General features: G+C 71.9%; 21 protein-coding genes and 1 pseudogene. 8 read left to right on the top strand and 14 right to left on the bottom strand.

All coding sequences use genetic code 11. The features are described from left to right. Window positions 1–39: 39 nt before the first annotated feature. Window positions 40–654 (top strand): hypothetical protein, encoded by a 615-nt coding sequence (locus ACLLJJ_RS40510; RefSeq protein ID WP_434599817.1) that lies wholly within the window; start codon window positions 40–42, stop codon window positions 652–654. A gap of 97 nt (window positions 655–751) precedes the next feature. Here the strand turns inward: ACLLJJ_RS40510 and ACLLJJ_RS40505 are convergent, their stop codons facing one another. From ACLLJJ_RS40505 to ACLLJJ_RS40490, 4 genes are all read right to left on the bottom strand, one after another. After that, window positions 752–1,231 carry a hypothetical protein gene (locus tag ACLLJJ_RS40505; RefSeq protein WP_434599816.1) on the bottom strand — a complete coding sequence of 160 codons (480 nt, stop codon included), beginning with the start codon at window positions 1,229–1,231 and terminating at the stop codon, window positions 752–754. Further along, complete coding sequence (locus tag ACLLJJ_RS40500; RefSeq protein ID WP_434599815.1) at window positions 1,215–1,706, bottom strand: RNA polymerase sigma factor; 492 nt, start codon at window positions 1,704–1,706, stop codon at window positions 1,215–1,217. The genes ACLLJJ_RS40505 and ACLLJJ_RS40500 overlap by 17 nt, the downstream gene beginning before the upstream one ends. Window positions 1,707–1,794: 88 nt before the next feature. After that, the gene (locus ACLLJJ_RS40495; protein ID WP_434599814.1) at window positions 1,795–2,406 is read right to left on the bottom strand and encodes a class F sortase; all 612 of its coding nucleotides are present in this window, start codon (window positions 2,404–2,406) and stop codon (window positions 1,795–1,797) included. Then, window positions 2,403–2,771: a sortase-dependent protein gene (locus ACLLJJ_RS40490; protein ID WP_434599813.1), complete on the bottom strand. Its 369-nt coding sequence runs from the start codon at window positions 2,769–2,771 to the stop codon at window positions 2,403–2,405. Before ACLLJJ_RS40490 ends, ACLLJJ_RS40495 begins: the two co-directional genes overlap by 4 nt. A 497-nt stretch (window positions 2,772–3,268) precedes the next feature. Between ACLLJJ_RS40490 and ACLLJJ_RS40485 the strand changes: the two genes are divergently transcribed. Further along, on the top strand, window positions 3,269–3,838 hold the full coding sequence (locus ACLLJJ_RS40485; RefSeq protein WP_434599812.1) for a rhodanese-like domain-containing protein: 570 nt from the start codon (window positions 3,269–3,271) through the stop codon (window positions 3,836–3,838). A gap of 24 nt (window positions 3,839–3,862) precedes the next feature. On the opposite strand, the pseudogene ACLLJJ_RS40480 reads toward ACLLJJ_RS40485, so the two are convergent. The 4 genes and pseudogenes from ACLLJJ_RS40480 to ACLLJJ_RS40465 all read right to left on the bottom strand — a co-directional run. Continuing rightward, window positions 3,863–4,317, bottom strand: a pseudogene (locus ACLLJJ_RS40480) (lysophospholipid acyltransferase family protein); the annotation flags it as partial. 296 nt (window positions 4,318–4,613) lie between these two features. Then, entirely contained in the window at window positions 4,614–7,025 is a 2,412-nt protein-coding gene (locus ACLLJJ_RS40475; RefSeq protein WP_434599811.1) for an ATP-binding cassette domain-containing protein, read from the bottom strand. A gap of 154 nt (window positions 7,026–7,179) precedes the next feature. Next, window positions 7,180–7,596, bottom strand: a complete 417-nt coding sequence (locus ACLLJJ_RS40470; protein WP_434599810.1) for a VOC family protein — start codon at window positions 7,594–7,596, stop codon at window positions 7,180–7,182. Window positions 7,597–7,606: 10 nt separating this feature from the next. After that, complete coding sequence (locus tag ACLLJJ_RS40465; RefSeq protein WP_434599809.1) at window positions 7,607–8,026, bottom strand: helix-turn-helix domain-containing protein; 420 nt, start codon at window positions 8,024–8,026, stop codon at window positions 7,607–7,609. A 243-nt stretch (window positions 8,027–8,269) separates the two neighbouring features. On the opposite strand from ACLLJJ_RS40465, the gene ACLLJJ_RS40460 reads away from it, so the two are divergent. Both ACLLJJ_RS40460 and ACLLJJ_RS40455 read left to right on the top strand, forming a co-directional pair. Further along, on the top strand, window positions 8,270–8,623 hold the full coding sequence (locus ACLLJJ_RS40460) for a hypothetical protein (protein ID WP_434599808.1): 354 nt from the start codon (window positions 8,270–8,272) through the stop codon (window positions 8,621–8,623). 6 nt (window positions 8,624–8,629) lie between these two features. After that, window positions 8,630–8,965 (top strand): hypothetical protein, encoded by a 336-nt coding sequence (locus tag ACLLJJ_RS40455; RefSeq protein WP_434599807.1) that lies wholly within the window; start codon window positions 8,630–8,632, stop codon window positions 8,963–8,965. Window positions 8,966–9,041: 76 nt separating this feature from the next. Here the strand turns inward: ACLLJJ_RS40455 and ACLLJJ_RS40450 are convergent, their stop codons facing one another. Continuing rightward, the gene (locus ACLLJJ_RS40450; RefSeq protein WP_434599806.1) at window positions 9,042–9,404 is read right to left on the bottom strand and encodes a hypothetical protein; all 363 of its coding nucleotides are present in this window, start codon (window positions 9,402–9,404) and stop codon (window positions 9,042–9,044) included. A 1-nt stretch (window position 9,405) separates the two neighbouring features. On the opposite strand from ACLLJJ_RS40450, the gene ACLLJJ_RS40445 reads away from it, so the two are divergent. Next, entirely contained in the window at window positions 9,406–10,269 is an 864-nt protein-coding gene (locus tag ACLLJJ_RS40445) for an NAD(P)H-binding protein (protein ID WP_434599805.1), read from the top strand. A gap of 87 nt (window positions 10,270–10,356) precedes the next feature. Here ACLLJJ_RS40445 and ACLLJJ_RS40440 read toward each other — a convergent pair whose 3' ends face one another. Continuing rightward, a complete protein-coding gene (locus tag ACLLJJ_RS40440; RefSeq protein ID WP_434599804.1) occupies window positions 10,357–11,748 on the bottom strand; it encodes a glycosyltransferase 87 family protein in 1,392 nt (463 codons plus the stop codon). Window positions 11,749–11,861: 113 nt separating this feature from the next. Here ACLLJJ_RS40440 and ACLLJJ_RS40435 point away from each other — a divergent pair, with 113 nt between their 5' ends. Together ACLLJJ_RS40435 and ACLLJJ_RS40430 are read left to right on the top strand one after the other, a co-directional pair. Then, a complete protein-coding gene (locus tag ACLLJJ_RS40435) occupies window positions 11,862–12,962 on the top strand; it encodes a molybdopterin-dependent oxidoreductase (RefSeq protein ID WP_434599803.1) in 1,101 nt (366 codons plus the stop codon). Then, the gene (locus tag ACLLJJ_RS40430) at window positions 12,962–13,396 is read left to right on the top strand and encodes a hypothetical protein (RefSeq protein ID WP_434599802.1); all 435 of its coding nucleotides are present in this window, start codon (window positions 12,962–12,964) and stop codon (window positions 13,394–13,396) included. Before ACLLJJ_RS40435 ends, ACLLJJ_RS40430 begins: the two co-directional genes overlap by 1 nt. Before the next feature lie 103 nt (window positions 13,397–13,499). Here ACLLJJ_RS40430 and ACLLJJ_RS40425 read toward each other — a convergent pair whose 3' ends face one another. From ACLLJJ_RS40425 to ACLLJJ_RS40410, 4 genes are all read right to left on the bottom strand, one after another. After that, window positions 13,500–14,171, bottom strand: a complete 672-nt coding sequence (locus tag ACLLJJ_RS40425; protein ID WP_434599801.1) for a class I SAM-dependent methyltransferase — start codon at window positions 14,169–14,171, stop codon at window positions 13,500–13,502. Further along, window positions 14,168–14,800, bottom strand: coding sequence for a TIGR04282 family arsenosugar biosynthesis glycosyltransferase (locus tag ACLLJJ_RS40420; RefSeq protein WP_434599800.1), 633 nt, complete (start codon window positions 14,798–14,800; stop codon window positions 14,168–14,170). The genes ACLLJJ_RS40425 and ACLLJJ_RS40420 overlap by 4 nt, the downstream gene beginning before the upstream one ends. After that, window positions 14,797–15,573 (bottom strand): glycosyltransferase family 2 protein, encoded by a 777-nt coding sequence (locus ACLLJJ_RS40415; RefSeq protein ID WP_434599799.1) that lies wholly within the window; start codon window positions 15,571–15,573, stop codon window positions 14,797–14,799. Before ACLLJJ_RS40415 ends, ACLLJJ_RS40420 begins: the two co-directional genes overlap by 4 nt. Before the next feature lie 86 nt (window positions 15,574–15,659). Beyond that, window positions 15,660–16,697 carry an NAD-dependent epimerase/dehydratase family protein gene (locus ACLLJJ_RS40410; protein WP_434599798.1) on the bottom strand — a complete coding sequence of 346 codons (1,038 nt, stop codon included), beginning with the start codon at window positions 16,695–16,697 and terminating at the stop codon, window positions 15,660–15,662. 1,131 nt (window positions 16,698–17,828) lie between these two features. Between ACLLJJ_RS40410 and ACLLJJ_RS40405 the strand changes: the two genes are divergently transcribed. Beyond that, window positions 17,829–18,863, top strand: a complete 1,035-nt coding sequence (locus tag ACLLJJ_RS40405) for a hypothetical protein (protein WP_434599797.1) — start codon at window positions 17,829–17,831, stop codon at window positions 18,861–18,863. Window positions 18,864–19,391 lie beyond the last annotated feature (528 nt).

Below are 19,391 nucleotides of genomic sequence, written 5' to 3'. Positions count from 1 at the left end.
CTGCTGGGGCGCGAGCCGAGCGGGCGACTTCTGTCCGCAGTGGAAGGAGGCGAGGACCGGTTCAATCTGGGCGGGGCGTATCTGGGAGCGCTCGACCGCACCATCGACGAGCACTGGATCTGTCTGCACGTCAAGTCCTGGTCCTACTCCCCGACCGGAACCGGCCGGGTCGACCTCACGCTCGACATCTCCGGCGACGGCTTCCGCACGGCCGGGGCTCGCAGAGCCCACGAGATCTGGTCGGCAGGACCGCCGGCCGAGCCCAATCTCTGGGCCGCGCTGGACTCGATCGGGCGCGTCGCGTGGTCCAGGGCCACCGAGCGCAATCTGTCGGCCCGACGTACGCACAACGCGCCACCGGGCGCCACGTTTCACCTGGACGGCAGGCACATCACCGACGTGATCGGTTTCGCCCTGGCCCTCGGTGAGGCCATGAACGGGCCCGGCGGGGACTTCGGCATCAGCCTCGACCCCATCGACTACCACCTCGGCATGGGCCGCGGAGCGCAGCGGCCGTTCACCTTGCTCTGGCACGACCACCACATCGCCCGCACGTGCCTGGGCCGAACCCCTCTCCTGCACGAGAGGTCCCCTTCCCTCAGGGAGATCCTCACGTTCTTCACCGAGCGTGGGGTCGAAGTCCTCCTGGCCTGAACTTCGGTGCGGGTCGAGTGCGTGTCACGGCAAGCACCGCCGGTCGCACGCACCACCCCGCCGCCGTGGAGCTGACCGCCACCGTGCGGATCGGGACCTACGGGTGGGTGGTGCTCTCGGCGCCGACAGCCGTTCCGGGCCGAAACGGCGACGGCTCGACGGATCGCGGGGTCGGTGCCGTCGACGGCATGCCACGGGGGGAGGCGGCCGGGGTGCCCGGCGGGCCGGGGCTCTTGCTCCGGGGCGCCTCGCCGGGCCGGGGGCTGACCACCTCGGGTGACGTCGGCGGGGTGGGCACGGTCGACGGACTGCCCGCGGGTGGCGGGGCGAGGGGGGCCGTCGGGGACACGGGTGCGCCGGGTGTGGCGAAGAGCAGCGGCAGCGCGATGCAGGCGGCTGCGACGCACGACAGCCCGACACCGACCGTGGCGCGCAACAGCCGGCGGCGGGACGCACCGCGGCGGATTTCCTCGTACCGGCCGGCAGGTGGGCCCAGGTAGTCGGAAGTGGGCCCCAGGATGCCGGCGAAGGGGTCGTCGTGTTCGAAGTCCGGACCGTCGTCAGAGTGTGTGATCAAGGCTTCTCCTCAGGTGGGCGCGGAGCAGTTCTCGGGCCGCGTGGAGGTCGGCCTTGATGGTTCCTTCCTTGCGCCCGGTCAGCACGGACACCTCCCGGATCGGCATGTCAGCGTAGTAATGCAGCAGGATCGGGACGCGCAGCCGTTCCGGCAGCGCCTGTACGAGCAGACGTACCGACGGGTCGGCCTGTTCGGTGTGCGGGCGGACGGCGGCTTCGGCGGTGGCACGGTGCACGGCCCTGCGTTCGCGTTCGAGCTTGCGCCAGTGGTCCCGGACGAGGTTGGCCGCGGTGACGTAGAGGAACCCTCGGGGCTCCGTCACGGAGGTCCAGCGGGCCCAGAGCCGGGTGAATGCCTCGGAGGCGATCTCGTGGGCCGTCTCGTCGTCGTCGACCAGGCGGCGACACCAGCCGGCCAGCCGCGGGTAGAGGGCGGCGAACAGCTCGGACGCTGCTGTCTCGCGGGACCGTTTCAACGCTCTCCATGGTCGTGAGGGCACGTGCGGGCAAGGATCCCGGACCGGCCGGACGTACGGTCCACCGGCCCGGGATCCCGGCAGCAGGTCAGGGGCTGTCGGAGCTCAGCGCGGCGAAGACGATCACGCTGTCGCGGTACCCGTCACCGGACCGGGGGCCGGCACAGGTGATGAGCCGCAGCTCCGGACGGCCCACGTTCCCGTAGACCGCGTCTGTCGGGAAGTCCGCCTGGGCGACCGTCCGTACGGCGTCGACGGCGAACACCGCCGCCGTGCCGTTCTCCAGGCGCGCCACGATCCGCTCGCCCGGCTGCAACCGCGCGAGGCCCCGGAAGACCCCGTCGCCGTAAGCGCCGACCGTGACATGGCCGAGGATCACCGAGGGGCCGATCCGGCCCGGCGTCGGCGAGTGCCGGTACCAGCCCGCCCGGTCGTCCGCCGCGATCGGGGGCACCTGCACGGTGCCGTCCGGGGCCAGTCCCAGTTCCATGACCGGGGTGTCGACCCCAATGGCCGGGATCTGCAGACTGACCGGGACCGAACGCTCCAGAGCATGCACGGTCTTCGCGGAGGGCCGCGCAGGCGATGGCGTGCTCCGCGGGCGTGCGGCCGTGGCCCGGTCGGGCCGGTGGCCGCCGCAGCCCACGAGCAACGAGGCCATCGCCGCTGTGGCGAACGCGCGCCTGGAGAGCGAGGTCATGCCCCGGTCGCCCGCCGGCGACGTACGAGAAGGACCGTGGCGCCGCCGGCGGCGAACACCGCGACGGCGCCTCCGCCGCGCAGCCCGCTGTCGGCTCCGGACTGCGCGGACACCGGCGCCACGCCGGTGTCGGGTGCTCCCTTCGGTACGACGGCGACCTCCCCGGGGGCCGCTACCCGGGGAGCGGCAGTGCTCGGGACCGGTGCGACGCCCGGCGTCGGCGCGGTCTTCTCGGACGGTGTGGCGCTCGGGGTCGCCGCGGTGGGGGCGGGGGACGGCGTTTTCCCGTCGGCGAACGCGGGCACCGTGCTCGCCAGTACGGCGGTGCACGCGAGTGCCATGGCGCTGAGGACTGTTCGGCGCATGAATCGCTCTCTTTCGTCGGTTCGCCCGCCGGGTGACGCGGCGGGTCGACTTGCTGATCGGGAACAGAGACGACGCAGCAGCGCAACGAGTTGTAAAGAGATGGCAAAGGCGTTGCGAGTCGGCGCCTCACCCGCGGGACGGACGCAGTTGCCCCGGCTCAACCGCTGGACGAGTAAGCGGGCCACCTCCCCTCGGACCTGGCGCGAGGAACGGCCCTCCGGCCGGGTCCGCTGCTGATCGCGGTCACCCGGCGCCCGGCCCCCGTCGGTCACGCCGTGCGGCGCCGCGGTCCGGTCGCGACGATGGCGAGAACGGTCCGGTCAGGTGCACGCCAGACAGTCCGGCCGGGTGCTGACGCCCTCGTGGTCCTGGCCCTCCGTGATCATCTTGATGATCACGGCATTCAGCCCCTGCGCCCCGTACAGTCGGTTGAGCACCGACGTACGGTTGGGCGGGACGAACCACCCGCGCCCCACGAGAGGACATCACCCCCCTCATGAGCACCCCCACCGCCGTCGTTCCCGCCCAGGCCGCGGCCCGCCTGGAGCGGTACACCGTCATCGACGTCCGTGCCCCCGGTGAATTCGCCGCGGGCCACGTTCCTGGCGCCCACAACGTCCCGCTCGACCACCTGCACACCGCACTGCCCGCCCTCAAGGCCGCAGCCGTCTCCGGCGACCTCCTCGTGGTCTGCGCATCGGGCAACCGCTCCGCCACCGCCTGCCGACAGCTCGCCGCCGCGGACATCCCCGCCGCCACCCTCACCGGCGGCACCACCGCCTGGGCACAGCAGGGGCACCAGCTGGACCAGCCCGAGAGCGCGCGCACGGTGTGGCCGATGGAGCGCCAGGTCCGTCTCGTCGCCGGGTCCCTGGTCGTCCTCGGACTCGTCGCAGGCGCCCGCTACAAGCCCGCCCGCCGGCTCTCGGCCGCCATCGGCAGCGGACTGATCTTCTCCGCCGTCACCAACACGTGCGGGATGGCATCCGTCCTGGCCAGGCTCCCCTACAACCAGCCCCGCCACGCCGACCTCCACGCAACTCTGCTGACTCTGCAGAGCTCGTAGCTTCTCGGCGGATCGCTGCGGCTCCGAGATGACACGGCGAGCGCCGGCCTGTCCCAGGGGGACGAAGGGGGCTCCGGTTCGGTCGACGAGCCGGGCCAGTCCGCTGCGGAAGGCTTCCGGGGCTGCTTCGCCCGCGTCCCTGCGGAGGGGGATGCCGCCCTCGCCGTAGATCAGGACGAGACGTCCCCGGGCGAGAGCCTCGACGGCGCTTTCGAGCGCGTCGGCGGCGCGGCGGTTTCTGCGGCGGACGGGGATGTGTCCCTCGCGGGTGAGCGCCCGGCCGAGGAGGGGGATGCGCCACAGGCCGGCGGCTGCCAGGACGGTCGGCTCCACGCCGAGGCGTCGCAGTGCGGCGGGGACGACGGCGGGATCGGCCAGGGAGCTGTGGTTGGCAGCGATGATGCTGCCCCGCGCGAAGATGGCGTCGCTGTCAGGCGGCCGACAGCGGGTACCAGGGCGCCGGCGAGGCTGCTGAGCACGGGTGGTTCCTCCGGGCTCGAACGATGGTGATCCTCATCGTCGCCGGGCGTGAGTACCGGTACTCAATTCGCTTCTCCCGCGTACCCGGTCCCCCTCCCGGTCCGGTTCACCACGACTTCCGCGCCGTTTCGTGACGGCCGGTCATGCAGCCACTACGTCCCGGGCCCGGACCGCCTCGGAGCAGGCAGCCCGCCCGGAACCCGGATGCGGCGTCCTCGAAGATCATGCCAACCGGGTCAAGATGCCCAGGCGTCGGATGTTCGGCCGCCCAGAACGCGAACTCCAAGGGCCTCCGTCAGGCGCCGACGTAGGCCGCGAGGTGCTCGCCGGTGAGAGTGGAGCGGTCGGCCACGAGGTCGGTTGGTGTGCCCTCGAAGACGATCCGGCCGCCGTCGTGTCCGGCGCCGGGGCCGAGGTCGATGATCCAGTCGGCGTGCGCCATGACCGCCTGGTGGTGCTCGATGACGATGACCGACTTTCCGGAGTCGACGAGCCGGTCGAGGAGGCCGAGGAGCTGCTCGACGTCGGCGAGGTGTAGGCCGGTGGTCGGCTCGTCGAGGACGTAGACACCGCCCTTCTCGGCCATGTGCGTGGCCAGCTTGAGCCGCTGCCGCTCGCCGCCGGACAGTGTGGTGAGCGGCTGCCCGAGGCTGAGGTAGCCGAGGCCGACGTCGGCGAGCCGGCCGAGGATGGTGTGCGCGGCCGGGGTGCGCGCCTCGCCCGCGCCGAAGAACTCCTCGGCCTCGGCCACCGACATCGCGAGCACCTCGCTGATGTCTCGACCGCCGAAGTGATAGTCCAGCACCGATGCCTCGAACCGCTTCCCCTCGCACTCCTCGCAGGTGGTGGCGACGCCGGCCATCATCCCCAGGTCGGTGAAGATGACGCCCGCGCCGTTGCAATTGGGGCAGGCGCCCTCGGAGTTGGCGCTGAACAGCGCCGGCTTCACGCCGTTGGCCTTCGCGAACGCCTTGCGGATCGGGTCGAGCAGACCGGTGTACGTCGCCGGGTTGCTCCGTCGCGAGCCGCGGATCGCACCCTGGTCGACCACCACCACACCTTCGCCGGCGGGCATCGACCCGTGCACGAGCGAGCTCTTGCCCGAACCCGCCACCCCGGTGATCACGCAGAGCACCCCGAGCGGGATGTCGACGTCGATGTCCCGCAGGTTGTGCGTCGTCGCGCCGCGGATCTCCAGCGGGCCGGCGGGCTTTCGCACCGTCTCCTTGAGAGTGGCCCGGTCGTCGAAATGGCGGCCGGTGATGGTGCCGCCCGCCCGCAGCCCCTCGACGGTGCCCTCGAAGCAGACGGTGCCGCCCTCCGTACCGGCGCCCGGGCCGAGGTCGACGACGTGGTCGGCGATCGCGATCGTTTCCGGCTTGTGCTCCACGACGAGCACCGTGTTGCCCTTGTCCCGCAGCCGCAGCAGCAGGTCGTTCATCCGCTGGATGTCATGGGGGTGCAGGCCGATGGTGGGCTCGTCGAAAACGTAGGTGACGTCGGTGAGCGAGGAGCCGAGGTGGCGGATCATCTTGACGCGCTGTGCCTCGCCGCCCGACAGCGTGCCCGATGCCCGGTCGAGCGAGAGGTAGCCGAGACCGATGTTCACAAACGATTCGAGGGTCTGCCGCAGCGCGGCGAGCAGCGGCGCCACCGACGGCTCGGACAGGCCACCGACCCATGCGGCCAGGTCGCTGATCTGCATCGCGCAGGCATCGGCGATGTTGAGTCTGGCGATCCGGGAGGAACGGGCCGCCTCGCTGAGCCGGGTGCCCTCGCACTCGGGGCACGTGGTGAAGGTGACCGCCCGGTCCACGAACGCGCGAATGTGCGGCTGCATCGCGTCCCGGTCCTTGGACAGGAACGACTTTTGGATCTTCGGGATCAGCCCCTCGTAGGTGAGGTTGACACCCTCGACCTTCACCTTGGTCGGCTCCCGGTAGAGGAAGTCCTGCATCTCCTTCTTGGTGAACTTGCGGATCGGCTTGTCCGGGTCGAGGAAACCCGACTCGGCGTAGGTCCGCACGGTCCACCAACTGTCCGACTTCCAGCCGGGGATGGTGAACGCACCCTCGGCGATCGACTTCGAGTCGTCGTACAGCTGGGTGAGGTCGATGTCCGAGACCGCGCCCCGGCCTTCGCAGTGCGTACACATACCGCCGGTGCGGGTGAAGGTCTGCTTCACGGTCTTGCTGCCGGCGCCGCGTTCCACCGTGATCGCACCGCTCGCCCGGACCGAGGCGACGTTGAAGGAGAACGCGTTGGGCGAGCCGACGTGCGGCTTCCCGAGCCGGCTGAAGAGGATGCGCAGCATCGCGTTGGCGTCGGTGGCGGTGCCGACTGTGGAGCGGGGGTCGGAACCCATCCGCTGCTGGTCGACGATGATCGCGGTCGTCAGCCCTTCGAGTACGTCGACCTCGGGCCGCGCCAGCGTCGGCATGAAGCCCTGCACGAAGGTGCTGTAGGTCTCGTTGATCAGCCGCTGCGACTCCGCGGCGATCGTGTTGAACACCAGCGAGCTCTTGCCCGAGCCGGAGACACCGGTGAACACCGTCAGCTTGCGCTTCGGGATCTCGATGCTGACGTCCTTGAGATTGTTCACGCGCGCCCCGTGCACGCGGATCGAGCCGTGCACGCCGATCAGATCGTGGCTGTCGGCACCGCGCGGCGCAGGCGACTGCGTGTCCGCTCTCTTGGCCTTGCTCATTGCGTCTCCATCGGTTGGGCGGGGCCGCCTTCGCGGGCACCGCCGGTGTCGCCCGGCTCGATCCGACCAGCTGCGGTCAGTACGTCCGGCACTACGTCGTCGGCGCGATCCCCGCAGCCATGGGCCGGGACCTTACCTCTGACGTCGGCGGTCTCTACCGCTTACGGGGCTGATGGAAGCGGAGCATGTTGCCGGCCGGGTCGCGGAAGGCGCAGTCGCGGACGCCGTACGGCTGGTCGACCGGTTCTTGCAGCACCTCTGCGCCGGCGGCCCGGATGCGTTCGAAGGCGGCGTCGCAGTCGTCGGTGGAGAAGATCACGCCGCGCAGCATGCCCTTGGCCAGCAGCTCCGCCATCGCCTGCTGGTCGGCCGGGGAGGCGTTGGGGTTGGCGAGCGGGGGTTCGAGGACGATCTCCACGTCCGGCTGCGCGGGTGAGCCGACAGTCACCCAGCGCATCCCCTCGAAGGCGACGTCGTTGCGTACCTCCAGGCCGAGGACGTCGCGGTAGAAGGCGAGCGCCTTGTCGCGGTCGTCGACTGCGATGAAGCACTGGGAGAGCTTTATGTGCACGCCTTCGACGCTACGAGGCGGCGTCCGTTTTCGCTTCTCCGATCCTGACCGGTCTGGTGAGGATCTTGGAGATGCACGCCGGGATCGCGGCGCCGGCCTCGTGGTCGCGGGCCCGATAGGCGCTGGGGCTCTCGCCGACCAGCTCCGTGAAGCGCGAGCTGAACGACCCCAGCGAGGTGCATCCGACTGCGAAGCAGACGTCGGTCACACTCATGTCGCCTCGCCGCAGGAGCGCTTTCGCACGCTCGACGCGGCGGGTCATCAGGTGCCTGTACGGGGTCTCCCCGAAGGCGGCGCGGAAGCTGCGGGAGAAGTGCCCGGGTGACATGAGAGCGACGTTCGCCAGGGCCTGAACGTCCAGCGGCTGCGCGTAGTCGCGATCCATCGCGTCCCGGGCTCGGCGCAGCCGTACGAGGTCCTCCAGGGTCATGGGTACCAGCATCGCACGGTGGCCGCGGCCTGCGTCGGCGTCTGCGCTCCTGGGACGTCGGGTTCTCCACGTTCCTCGTTGATCGGCGCATTCGCGGGCTCCGGCTCGCCCCTGTCCGCCCGCGCTGTGCACCCGCTCGGCCCCTCCCCCGCACCATGGCGCTCAGGGCTGCCGCGCGCCAACCGGGTGACCTTGGGCGCGCCCAGCCTCCGCACAAATTCGAACACACGTATCATTTGGAGAGTGACGACGTACGACTTCCCCCGAGACCTTCATGCCGCCCAGATGCGCCTGCACCAGCTGCGGGCCGAGCAGTACGCGCTGGGCCGGGCCCTGCCCTGGTCCGTCGAACCGGCCGACGGCTGGACCGCGCCGAAAACAGTTCAGGGTGGTGAACCGCGGAGCCTGCCGGCCAGTCCCGGCTACACCGAAGCCCAGGCAGCCGAGATCGCCCGGTTGCGCGGCGAGGTGCTGGCGCTGGCCGTCACGGTGACCACCCACCCGTACTGGGGCACCTGCTCGGAGGGACTGGTCGATCTGCGGACGGCGCTGAAGCACTTCCACGGACCGGCCTGCGAGTACGACGAAGCGGCGTAGGCCGTCATGGAGGAGAAGCGGACGTCCTGGGACGGGGAGATACCCGACGCGGCGACGGGGATCGGACCACCGGTCCAGGTCCTGCTGCCCGACGGGCAGGAGGTGCGGGCCCTGTTGCTGGCCAAGGTCCAGGTCGGCGACGGTTCCTGGTGGTTCGAAGTGACCCTGCCGCTGTGGAGCCAGCTCATCTCCCGCGAGGGCCGAGTGACGCACACTCCCGCCGACGCGGTCTTCCTCGCCCCGGCGAAGGTCGTCACGCCCGTCGACGGCCAGAACTACCGCGGCACTGCCGTGCGGCGCGACCCAGCCGCCGTGAGGCAGCGCAGGCAGGCCGGTCGCTGACGCGACAGCGGGCCGCCGGCGCCCAGGCCGCGAAGGGCTCCAGCACCCAGGCGAAGGGTTCGGGCAGTGGTGGAGCTCAGGAGATGAGGCGGTCGAGCCATTCGGTGAGGAGGTGGCGCTCGCCCGTGGAGAGCGCAGTCGCCTCGGGCAGGCTCGCGCGCAGCGCGGTGGCCGCGGTGGCGGGGCCGGGGTGTTCGAGGGCCGGGGTGTCGGTGGTGATGGCGGCGATCAGGGCCTCGCGGGCGGCTTCCGCCAGGCCCTGATCACGCTGGTCGTCCGGCGTGGACAGCAGCGTGAGGACGGTCCCGCGTCCCGAGGCCCGTACGAGGTCGCAGGCCAGCTTTTCACTGACGCGCAGGCGGCCTGCCGCGGCGAGGCGGTTGATGCGCTGCGTGAGGTGACGCTCGGCGGCCTCCGGCCACCGGACCCGGGAGGCCATCATGATCATCGTTACCGGAGCCGGCGGACAGCTCGGCCGCAGCGTGGTCGAGCAGCTGCTCCAACGCATACCCGCCGACCGGATCGGGGTCAGCGTGCGGAGTCCCGACAAGGCGGCGGACCTGGCCGAGCGGGGCATCCGGGTACGTCAGGGTGACTTCGCCGCCCCGGCCGCTCTCGCCCACGCCTTCGAGGACGCCACCCAGGTCCTGATCGTGTCGGTCGACGCGACCGGCAAGGCCGCGGTGAGCCGGCACGCCGCAGCGATCGAGGCGGCCAAGAGCGCCGGCGCCCGGCGCCTGCTCTACACCAGCCACATGGGAGTGAACCCGGCCTCCCCCTTCCTGCCCATGCCCGACCATGCGGCCACCGAGGAACTGCTGCGCGCCTCCGAGATCCCCTTCACCTCGCTGCGTAACGGCTTCTACGCCACGACGGCGCTGCAACTGGTCGGACAGGCTCTGGAAACGGGCAAGCTGCACACACCCCAGGACGGCCCGGTCTCCTGGACCACACACGCCGACCTGGCCGAAGCCGCCGCCATCACCCTGGCCGACGAGGGCCGCTTCGACGGTCCCACCCCGCCACTGACCGCTTCGCAGGCACTCGACCTCACCGCCGTGGCGAAGATCGCCTCCGAGATCACCGGCCGGGAGATCGAGCACATCACCGTCCCCGATGAGGAGTGGAAGGCCAACCTCATCGCCCATGCCCACGTCCCCGAGGAACAAGCCGACCTGCTTCTCGGCCTCTTCGCCGCCAGCCGCCAGGGCGAGTTCGCCGGCGTCGACCCCACCCTCGAAAAGACGCTCGGCCGAGAACCGATCACCCTGCGCCAGTTCCTGGCGGACCGACTCACCGGCTGAGCCCCACCCGCCCCGTGGCCGTCCTTTCGCCGCACAGGACACACCGGCAGACAGCCAACCGGGCAGCGCCGGGCGCGCCCCCGTGTCTCATCCGGCGCAGGTTCGCCGACCCGCGCCCCGGCGCGCGACCCACCCGCCCAGCACGACGGCTGCGGCGACCCCGTAGGCGACCGTGACCAAGCTCGCGGCCTGCGGTTCGTCGAACGCCCGTGAAGTGACGTACGCGGCCGAGCCCGCCACTGCGACGCCGAGCCACTCCCAGCGGCCGTCCAGGGCAACCAGGGCGACCAGGAGCAGCGCGTACCAGGAGTAGCCCGGCGTCATGAGCAGGAAGGCTGCTCCGGTCACCAGCAGGGCGCCCCGCCACGGACGTTGCGGATCGCCGTGGCGCAGCACCTGCCAGACGGTGAGGGCCATGACCACGCACACCACGGGCAGCGCCCAGGCGTCGGGCAGCAGCAGGCGCAGTACGGCGTACCGGTTCTCGGCCGCCGCGTCGTCGTAGCCCTCCTCCTCGACATAGTCGCCGAGGTAGCCGAACACCGACTGCTGGGAGGCCAGGACGTACGGCAGGTAGGAGAGCGCGAGGACCGCTGCGGCCGGCAGCAGCACGGCCGCGGCGGCGCGCGGGCGGGCCGGGCGGCCCAGCACCCCCGACAGCGCGCCGGGCAACACCACGGCGGGCAGCAGTTTGACCGCGATCGCCGCGCCCAGCAGCGCGCCGCCCGTCGCCCGGCGAGTGACCACCACGCCCAGCCCGGCGACGGCCAACAGCACCCCGAGCACGTCGGCATGGGCGTTGTTGACCGCTTCGACGGCTACGGCCGGGCACCAGGCCCAGTAGGCGGCGCCGCGCGGGTCGCCGCCGCGGCGCCGCAGCACCAGCAGCAGCGCGCCGGTGACACCCATCGCCAGCAGAGCCCCGCCCACCTGCAGAGGCTTGTGTCGGGTGCCTGATGGGGAGAGCTCGTGGACAAGCAGGAAGTACCCCTGGGAGACGGGCGGGTAGATGGTGTGCGCCTTGGGCCGGTTCAGGCGTGTGCAGTGTTTTCCGTCCTCGTCCGTGGCGATACGGGCCCGGTCGGGCCCCTTGCAGGCGGCGCCGGACGGAAAGAGCCAGGGGTCGCGCAGTCCGGCGAGTGCGGGGTCGGCGGGTGCGTGGTCGTAGGGAGAGATACCCGCCGCCTGCACCCGGCCGTCCCAGGCGTAGCGGTAGGAGTCCGTGCTGGTGCGCGGCGGCGCGGCGAGCCCGGTCGCCGCCACCGCGAGCCCACCCGCGAGGATCAGCAGCACCGCGTGGCGCACCGGCACCTTGCGCACCGACCAGGCCGCGGCCCCGAAGAGCAGCCACGCCGCCGCGTACCACCAGGACAGCCCCGCCGGGTCGGTGAAATATCCGTCCTTGCGGATGGTGCCGACGAGCACGGCGGTCAGAGCGGCGAGCAGGACTGCGGTGAGTGCGGTACGTGCGTTGATCATGTGACTCAGCGTCGCAGCCGGGGCCCCGCTGAGGGTTCGCCACGCCCCTGACGTCCGCGTTTCGTAAGGTGTCCTACCCCCCGTTCAGGGCCCGCCGGGGGTGTCATAGGCGTATGAAACTGCATGATGCCCGTACGGCGACGTCGCTCGGCCGGTGGCTGGGCTTGGCGATCGCCGTGTGTTTCGTGACCGGAGTGACGAGCCACTACCTGCAGCATCCGCCCGACTGGCTCGCGGGTTCGCTGCCGAGTCGGCCCGCGTGGGGATACCGGCTGACCCAGGGACTGCACGTGGCGAGCGGCATCGCGGCGATTCCGCTGCTGCTGGCCAAGTTGTGGGCCGTGTACCCGAGGCTGTTCGTGTGGCCGCCGGTGCGCTCGGCGGTGCACGCCCTGGAGCGGCTGTCCATCGCCGTCCTGGTCGCCGCCGCCGTCTTCCAACTCTTCACCGGACTGCTCAACATCGTGCAGTGGTACCCGTGGCCGTTCTCCTTCGTGCCGGTGCACTACGCCGTGGCCTGGGTGCTGATCGGCGCGCTGTTGCTGCACCTCGCGGTGAAGGCGCCCGATATCGCGGCGCATTGGCGGGCGCGTTCACCGGGCACTCTCGCCCTGCCGGCGGAGGATGCGGCGGACCGGCGCTCGCTGCTGCTCGGGGTGGGGGCGGCGGTAGCAGCGGTGACGCTGACCACGGTGGGACAGTCCTTCACCCCGCTCAAGCGGCTCGACCTGCTTGCACCCCGCCATCCCGACTACGGCCCCCAGGGGCTGCCGGTCAACCGCACGGCGGCGGCCGCTCGTGTGACTCGGGTCGATGTCCGGAGCTGGCGGCTGACCGTGGCGGGCCCGCGCCCGTACGAGCTGACCCTCGACGAACTGCGGGCGCTGCCCCAGCACGAGGTGACTCTGCCGATCGCCTGTGTGGAGGGCTGGAGCAAATCCGCGCACTGGACCGGCGTACGCGTCAAGGACCTTCTGGACCTCGCGGACGCGGCGCCCGGCGCCGGGGTGCGTGTCGTGTCGCTGGAGCGCCGGGGCGCGTACCGGGTCATGGACATGGGGCGCGGGTACGCCCACGATCCACTGACGCTCCTCGCGCTGCGCCTCAACGGCGAAGTCCTCTCGCCGGACCATGGATTCCCCGCCCGGATCATCGCCCCGAACCGGCCCGGTGTGCTCCAGACCAAGTGGGTCTCGCGACTGGAGGTCAGCTGATGCGTCTTGCCCTGGGTGCTTTTGGTGTGTTCCTGATGGGGGTCGGCGCGTGGCTGCTCCTGGCGGGCGATCGCGTCCGCGACCCGTGGGAGGTGCTGCTGTGGCTCGCCGGGGCGATCGCCCTGCACGACGGGGTGATCGCACCCCTCGTGCTGGCCCTGGGTCTGTTCCTGGTGGGCGTCCGTGCGCGTGGCGTGCTGCGCGGCGCGCTGATCGTGGGCGGCAGCCTGACGGTGATCGCGCTGCCGCTCCTGCTGCGGCCCGGCGCGCCGTCCACCCCCTCGGCGCTCCCCCTGGATTACGTACGCAACTGGCTGCTCACGCTCGCCGTGGTGGCAGTGGTGACGGTGGGGCTGCTGCTCGTGCGCCGGCTGCGGCGCGGTGGTAACAGCCCCGGGCGGCAGGGGGTTCCCGGTTCCGCGGAGCGGCGGTAGACCGGGCAGCAAATGGTCTCCGAGCGGGTGTACTTCGACATGCCGACGGGGACCGTCCGGCTCGGCGGCACGACGGTGCTGGAGAGCCGGGCCTGACCCGCCGCTACGGTTGCCGCCGCACGAGCGCGACGAAGCACCGCCCGTCCGCCGTCCACTCGTCGGCCGCCGACCATCCGGTGGCCCCAGCATGCCGCAACAGTGCGGCGCCGCCCACCCGGGCCCACGGGAAGGACGCGCCGAGCGCTCCCCTGCCGTCGTCGACACGCACCTGCACCCGCTCGTCGAGCTCGATGTCGACGCCTGCCGGGGCGCTCTCCACGATCAGCACCCCCTTGGGGGCGACGATCCGCGCCGCCCGCCCGAGCAGGGCGCGCGGATCGCCGCCGATGCCGATGTTGCCGTCGACGAGCAGCGCTGTGGACCAACGCCCCTCGTCGGGAAGGGAGTCGAAGACCGAACCGCACACCGCGCTGCCGCCCGACCTGGTCGTACGGGCCACCGCGGCCGGGCTCACATCGATGCCCAGCGCCTGATGCCCGAGCGCCCCGAGTCCAGCGACCAGCCGTCCGGGGCCGCAGCCGATGTCCAGCACCGCGCCCCGGCACCGCGCAAGCACCGTCCGGTCGGCGCTGTCGGGCCCGGCGCACCAGCGCTCCACCTCTAGCGGCAGCAGCCAGCCGTCCGGGCCGCGCAGGAACAGCGGGCCGCGTCCGGTGCGCAGCGCGTCCGTGTACGGGTCGGCCCGCCAGGCCGTCGCCGTGGAGACGGCCGTCACCGGACACCCGTCCCGGACAGCGCGGCCATCGTCGCCGCGAACCGGCTGCCCGGCGCCTCGGCGGCGACCACTTCCGCGTCGTATGCCGTGTCCACGTCCCGCAGCAGCGGCAGATCCCGCACCACCAGGCCCGCGCCGGTCAGCCGTGCGCGCTGCACCTCCCCGGTCTCCGGTACGGACATGGGCACCCCGCGCAGCAGCCCGGGGGCCGGCGCCGCGAGCCCCAGCGCCCAGAAGCCCCCGTCGACAGCGGGCCCGAACCAGGCGTCGCAGCCATCCCAGGCGTCCGGCGCCAGTGCGGGCGCCAGGAGTGCGGGCGACAGCTGGGGGGTGTCCATCCCCACCAGCAGAGCCGGGCCCGTGCACAGCCCGAAGGCCGCGGCGAGCCGCTCATCGAGGCCGCCCGCGCACTGCGCCACCACCTCGATGCCACCCGGCACCCACGCTCCCGGCACACCGTCGAGCACCAGCACCCGCCGACGCACCGGCGCGGCGAGGACCGCGGCCAGCGTGTCGGCCAGCGAGGCAGCGGCGAGCCGGGCGGCTTCGACCGGGCTGTAGGGCGGGCTCAGCCGGGTCTTGACCCGTCCGGGTACGGGCTCTTTCGCGATGACGAGCAGTGTGGTCACCGGCCACCGCCGGTCGTACGCGAGCCGCTGCCCACGCTTGAGCTGGGGCCATCGCCTGAGGTGGTGTCCGCGCCCGGGCCCGTCCCGGTTCCGGCACGCGCGTCGCGCACACCCGTACCCGGCCCTGCGCCGTCCGCGAGCACGCGTCGCATGTCGTGCACCGCGTGCCAGGTGCCCCGCCAGGTGCCGGTCACCTTCGACTTGCCTGATCTGGGCAGATACGGCACATCGGTCTCCCGCACCCGCCACCCCGCGTCCGCCGCGCGCACCACCATCTGCAGCGGGTAGCCGCTGCGCCGGTCGGTCAGACCCAGCCCCAGCAGCGCCTCCCGACGCGCCGCCCGCATCGGGCCCAGGTCGCGCAGCCGCAGCCCGGTGCGGCGGCGCAGCATTCCGGCCAGGGCGACATTGCCGGCGCGCGCATGGAGCGGCCAGGCACCGCGGCTCTGCGGCCGACGCCTCCCCAGCACCAAGTCGGTTTCCCCTGCGGCCACTTGAGGCACGAAGTCGGGCAGAAACCCGGGGTCCAGCGAAGCGTCGCAGTCGCAGAAACAGACGAACTCCGCCTCAGCCGCCAGGAGCCCCGCATGGCAGGCGGCGCCGAAGCCGCGCCGCTCCTCGCTCACCACGGTGGCGCCGAGCCCGCGGGCGATGTCCGCGGAGCCGTCACTGGAACCGTTGTCCACGACGATCGCCCGCCAGCCCGCGGGGATGCGCTCCAGCACCCAGGGCAACGCCTCGGCCTCGTCCAGACAGGGCAGGACGACGTCCACGGTCGGCCCACGCCCCTCGCGCCCACTCGTTACGGGCCTACTCGTTCCGGGCCCATTCGTTCCGGGCGCATTCGTTCCGCGCCCACTCATGCCGCACCCGCGATCGCCGCGCCTGCCAGAGCCGCAGCCGCGAACTCGGTCATGCCCTCGTCGAAGGACACTGCCGGCCGCCACCCCAGCTCGGCCCGCAGCCGCGCCGAGTCCGCCGTGATGTGCCGTACATCGCCGAGCCGGAACTCCCCGGTCACCACCGGCGCGGGCCCGCCGTGCGCGGACGCCAGCGCCTCAGCCATCTCGCCGACGGTGTGCGGCACGCCGCTGCCGGTGTTGAACGCGCGCAACGCCCCCGGCGCGTGTCCGCCCACCGCCTCCAGGGCGGCCCTGTTGGCGGCGGCCACGTCCCGCACGTGAACGAAGTCCCGCCGCTGCCGCCCGTCCTCGAAGACCCGCGGTGCCTCACCCCGGGCCAGTGCCGACCGGAAGAAGGACGCCACCCCCGCGTACGGGGTATCGCGCGGCATACCGGGCCCGTACACATTGTGATAGCGCAGCGACACCGCCCGCCCGCCGGTGGCCCGCGCCCAGGAAGCGGCCAGATGCTCCTGCGCCAGCTTCGTCGTGGCGTACACATTGCGTGGGTCGCACGGCGCTTCCTCACCCACCAGGCCGGGCGTCAACTCCGCGCCGCAGTAAGGGCAACCGGGCTCGAACCGGCCCTCTTCGAGGTCGCGGACCGCACGCGGCCCGGGCGCGACCGTGCCGTGGTGCGGGCAGTCGTAGCGCCCCTCGCCGTACACCACCATCGAACCGGCGAGCACGAAGTCGAGCACGCCCACCCGAGCCATGGCGGCCAGCAGCACGGCGGTGCCCACGCCGTTGTGGTCGACGTAGTCGGGTGCGTCGGCGAAGTCCTGGCCCAGACCGACCATCGCGGCCTGGTGGCAGACGGCGTCCACACCGCGCAGCGCGCGCTCCACCACGGGCCCGTCGCGTACGTCCTGGGGCACTCCTTCCGCGGCCTCTCGCCGCAGGTCCAACACGACCGGTTCATGGCCGCCCGAGGTCAGGGCGGTGACAATGTGCGAGCCGATGAAGCCCGCGCCTCCTGTAACAAGTACGCGCATGCCGTCGACGCTACGGTCCCGCACCCTGCTCGACGGCCTCACACGCGGCGACGTCACAGGTCCGTAAGGGTCTTCGGCCCACGTGCCGCCGGGGCAGCAGGCCGGGCGGCGGATCAGTCGTGCCGTTCGGCCGCGCGGGTGACGACTTGCCATGGAAATCCGGCCCGCCGACAGCCCGGGCTCCTGGCGGGCGATCGAGTCACCGCGGACACCAGGATCGGCCGCGCCGTACCGCGTGCCGCGTCCAAAGCCGGTGGGCGACGAAATCCGGCTAGTCCAGCCGCTTCCGCCAGAGCTGCGGCGCGAGCTCTGGCGATCTCGGCCTCCCGCGCCACAGCCCGCACCCGGTTTCTTGCGGATGGCTGCGTCAGAGCTCCGCGATGTCGATCGTGACCGCGGAGCACGGTCATCCGACCGCGTCGATGTGATCGCATCCCGCCCCGGACATGGGTGCATGGCTCCGCAAGCTCAGGGGCGCCGCTCGCACAAAGCCGGCCTGCCGCACTGTCTCCAACTGAGCGAGGGCGGCGGCCAATTGCCGCCCCGGGAGGACCCCGCCGCAGCACCCACCCGCCGTCGACGCCTTCCTCGGAACTCCCGGGTCAACCCGCACACGCCGCCACCACCGTTGACGGCGACGACTGGAGCGCCCTCGCACGGCGGTACCGCACCGCGGTACTTCGGCGGGCAAGCGGAGGCCGAGGGCGGCAGGGGTATGTAGCCCCGTCAGGGCGCGGGTGCAGCCCCGGCATCGGGCGCCGTTGAAAGTCAACGTGGCCGGCGGTCGGCTTCCCATACCGGTGTGCCGGTGGTCGGCCTCCCGCTCGGAGCCGACAACGACGTACGCACCCCGGGCAGCGGACCGCCGCGCACCCTCGCCCGACCTTGAGCCAGGCGGCGCCAAGCGCCAGGTCAAGAGCAGCAGGTCGCGCGCGGCAGGCCTGGACTCCGCCACAAAAGCGAGAGCCCCGCCCAGCGCTTCCCACGCCGGGCCAGGGCCTTCACCGTGGCCCTTTGAATGGCGCGGGGGGAATATATCGGTTGGTATGAGACTACACGTGTGTCACATGTGACACACGGTGACGGACGGGTACGGCTCCCCGCCGCTAGAGCCCGGTAAGGAATCGTGTCATGACATCTGATCTCAGCTCATCCCAGAACGAGCACAACCCCATACGTCCGGGCGACGAGCCCAGACTCACGCTGCTCCGTGCGGTGGCGACAGAGCGCCCCATGGACGAGGTCGCCTCGCTGGTGATCCTGCTCAACCAGACCGATGAGTCACCGCGCCCAGGTGATGAGGCACTGCGGCTGGCGGCCGTGTCCCGCCCGGTCGAAGAAGTCCGCCAGCTGGTCACCCTGCTGAAGAAGCCTCCCCACCCGGTCGACGCCGCGGATACAGCTTTGTGCGCGGCGGCGACGGAGCGGCCCATCGCCGAGGTGGCCGAACTGGTCGCCATCTTCGGGCCGGACAAGGGCGCGCTGCGGCACCCGGAGGCCGTGGCCGACACCGACGCGCCGAGGGGCGCCGTTCCGAGCCGCCCCATCGAGGCCGCGCCCCACCAGCCCCACCAGCCCGCTCAGCCCGCCCAGCCCGCCCAGCCCGCCCAGCCCGCCCAGCGGACCGATCGGATCGATCGGACCGAACGGGCCCAGCGGGCCGCGCGTGCCGAGCGGAAGGCCGACCGCGCCAAGCAGGCGGAGCGAGCCGACAGTCTGCGCTCGGCGACCGCCAAGGGCAGGAGCGCGACCAAGGGAGGCTCCCTGTCGCCGGTACGGTCCCCGCTGCGCCTGCCCGCTGCCCTTGTTCTGCTCGTGGTCGGCACGATCCATCTGCCGACCGACATCGCAGGCCTGCGCGCCGGTGACCTGGCGGCGGGCGCGTCCACAGCCATCGCCGTCCTCTGCCTGGCTCTGGCGGTTCCGCTCGCCGTGCAGGACTCGGTCTGGGTCTGGGCGGCGAGCGCGGCGGTCGCCGTTGCCACTGTGGTGGCGCACCTGCTGGCTGTCGGCTTCAACGTCGCCCATCTGCTCAGGGACAGCCTGGGCCATCTGTTCACCGGTGCGACCAGCCTCGCGGTGGTGTGCGCCGTCGTCGCGGCAGCCCTGGCCGGGGCGGCACTGCTGCGCAGGCAGAAGCCGCAGGTAGTCACCAACGACGCCTGACGGAGACGCCTGACGGAGACACCGCCCGGATCGATATCCCCGGTGCTCCCGAGCGGTCGGCGGCTCACCCCGCCCGCCCCGCCCTCAGGTCGGAACAGACCTCCCCCGCACACCGTGGACATGTCCACTTCGGGGTTGAGTTCATCGACCCGGCGCCTCGCGGGCAATGAACAGCGACCGGCATCTCGCTGACCGGCAGAAGCCGGCGCAGGCCACAAAGGCGCGGAGGACCACGCAGCGCCTTTGGTGACGCAGCCGATCCTCTGACTGGAGCCAGAGACTGGCATACGGCGCAAATCGACCAGGCTCGGCAGTTCAACCACACCCTCACCGAACGCCTCGATCGGCCCATCGGTGAGGCCCGGCCTCTCTGGGAGATCGACGAGGAGGGCCAAGACGTACGACGGCCGCGCGAGCGCCTCTGGCTCGATTCCGGGTACGTCAGCCGACTGCCGCGTTCCCTGGAGAGCGACGGCCTGGTGACGGTGGAGCCGCAGCCCCCGGGACCGGCGGGCTCACACAGTCCGG

The sequence above is a fragment of the Streptomyces sp. A5-4 genome, from assembly GCF_051131715.1.
In the GTDB taxonomy this organism is placed as follows: domain Bacteria; phylum Actinomycetota; class Actinomycetes; order Streptomycetales; family Streptomycetaceae; genus Streptomyces.
The sequence above is the reverse complement of the archived record's forward strand: the minus strand, read 5'-3'. Positions and strand labels throughout refer to the sequence as shown.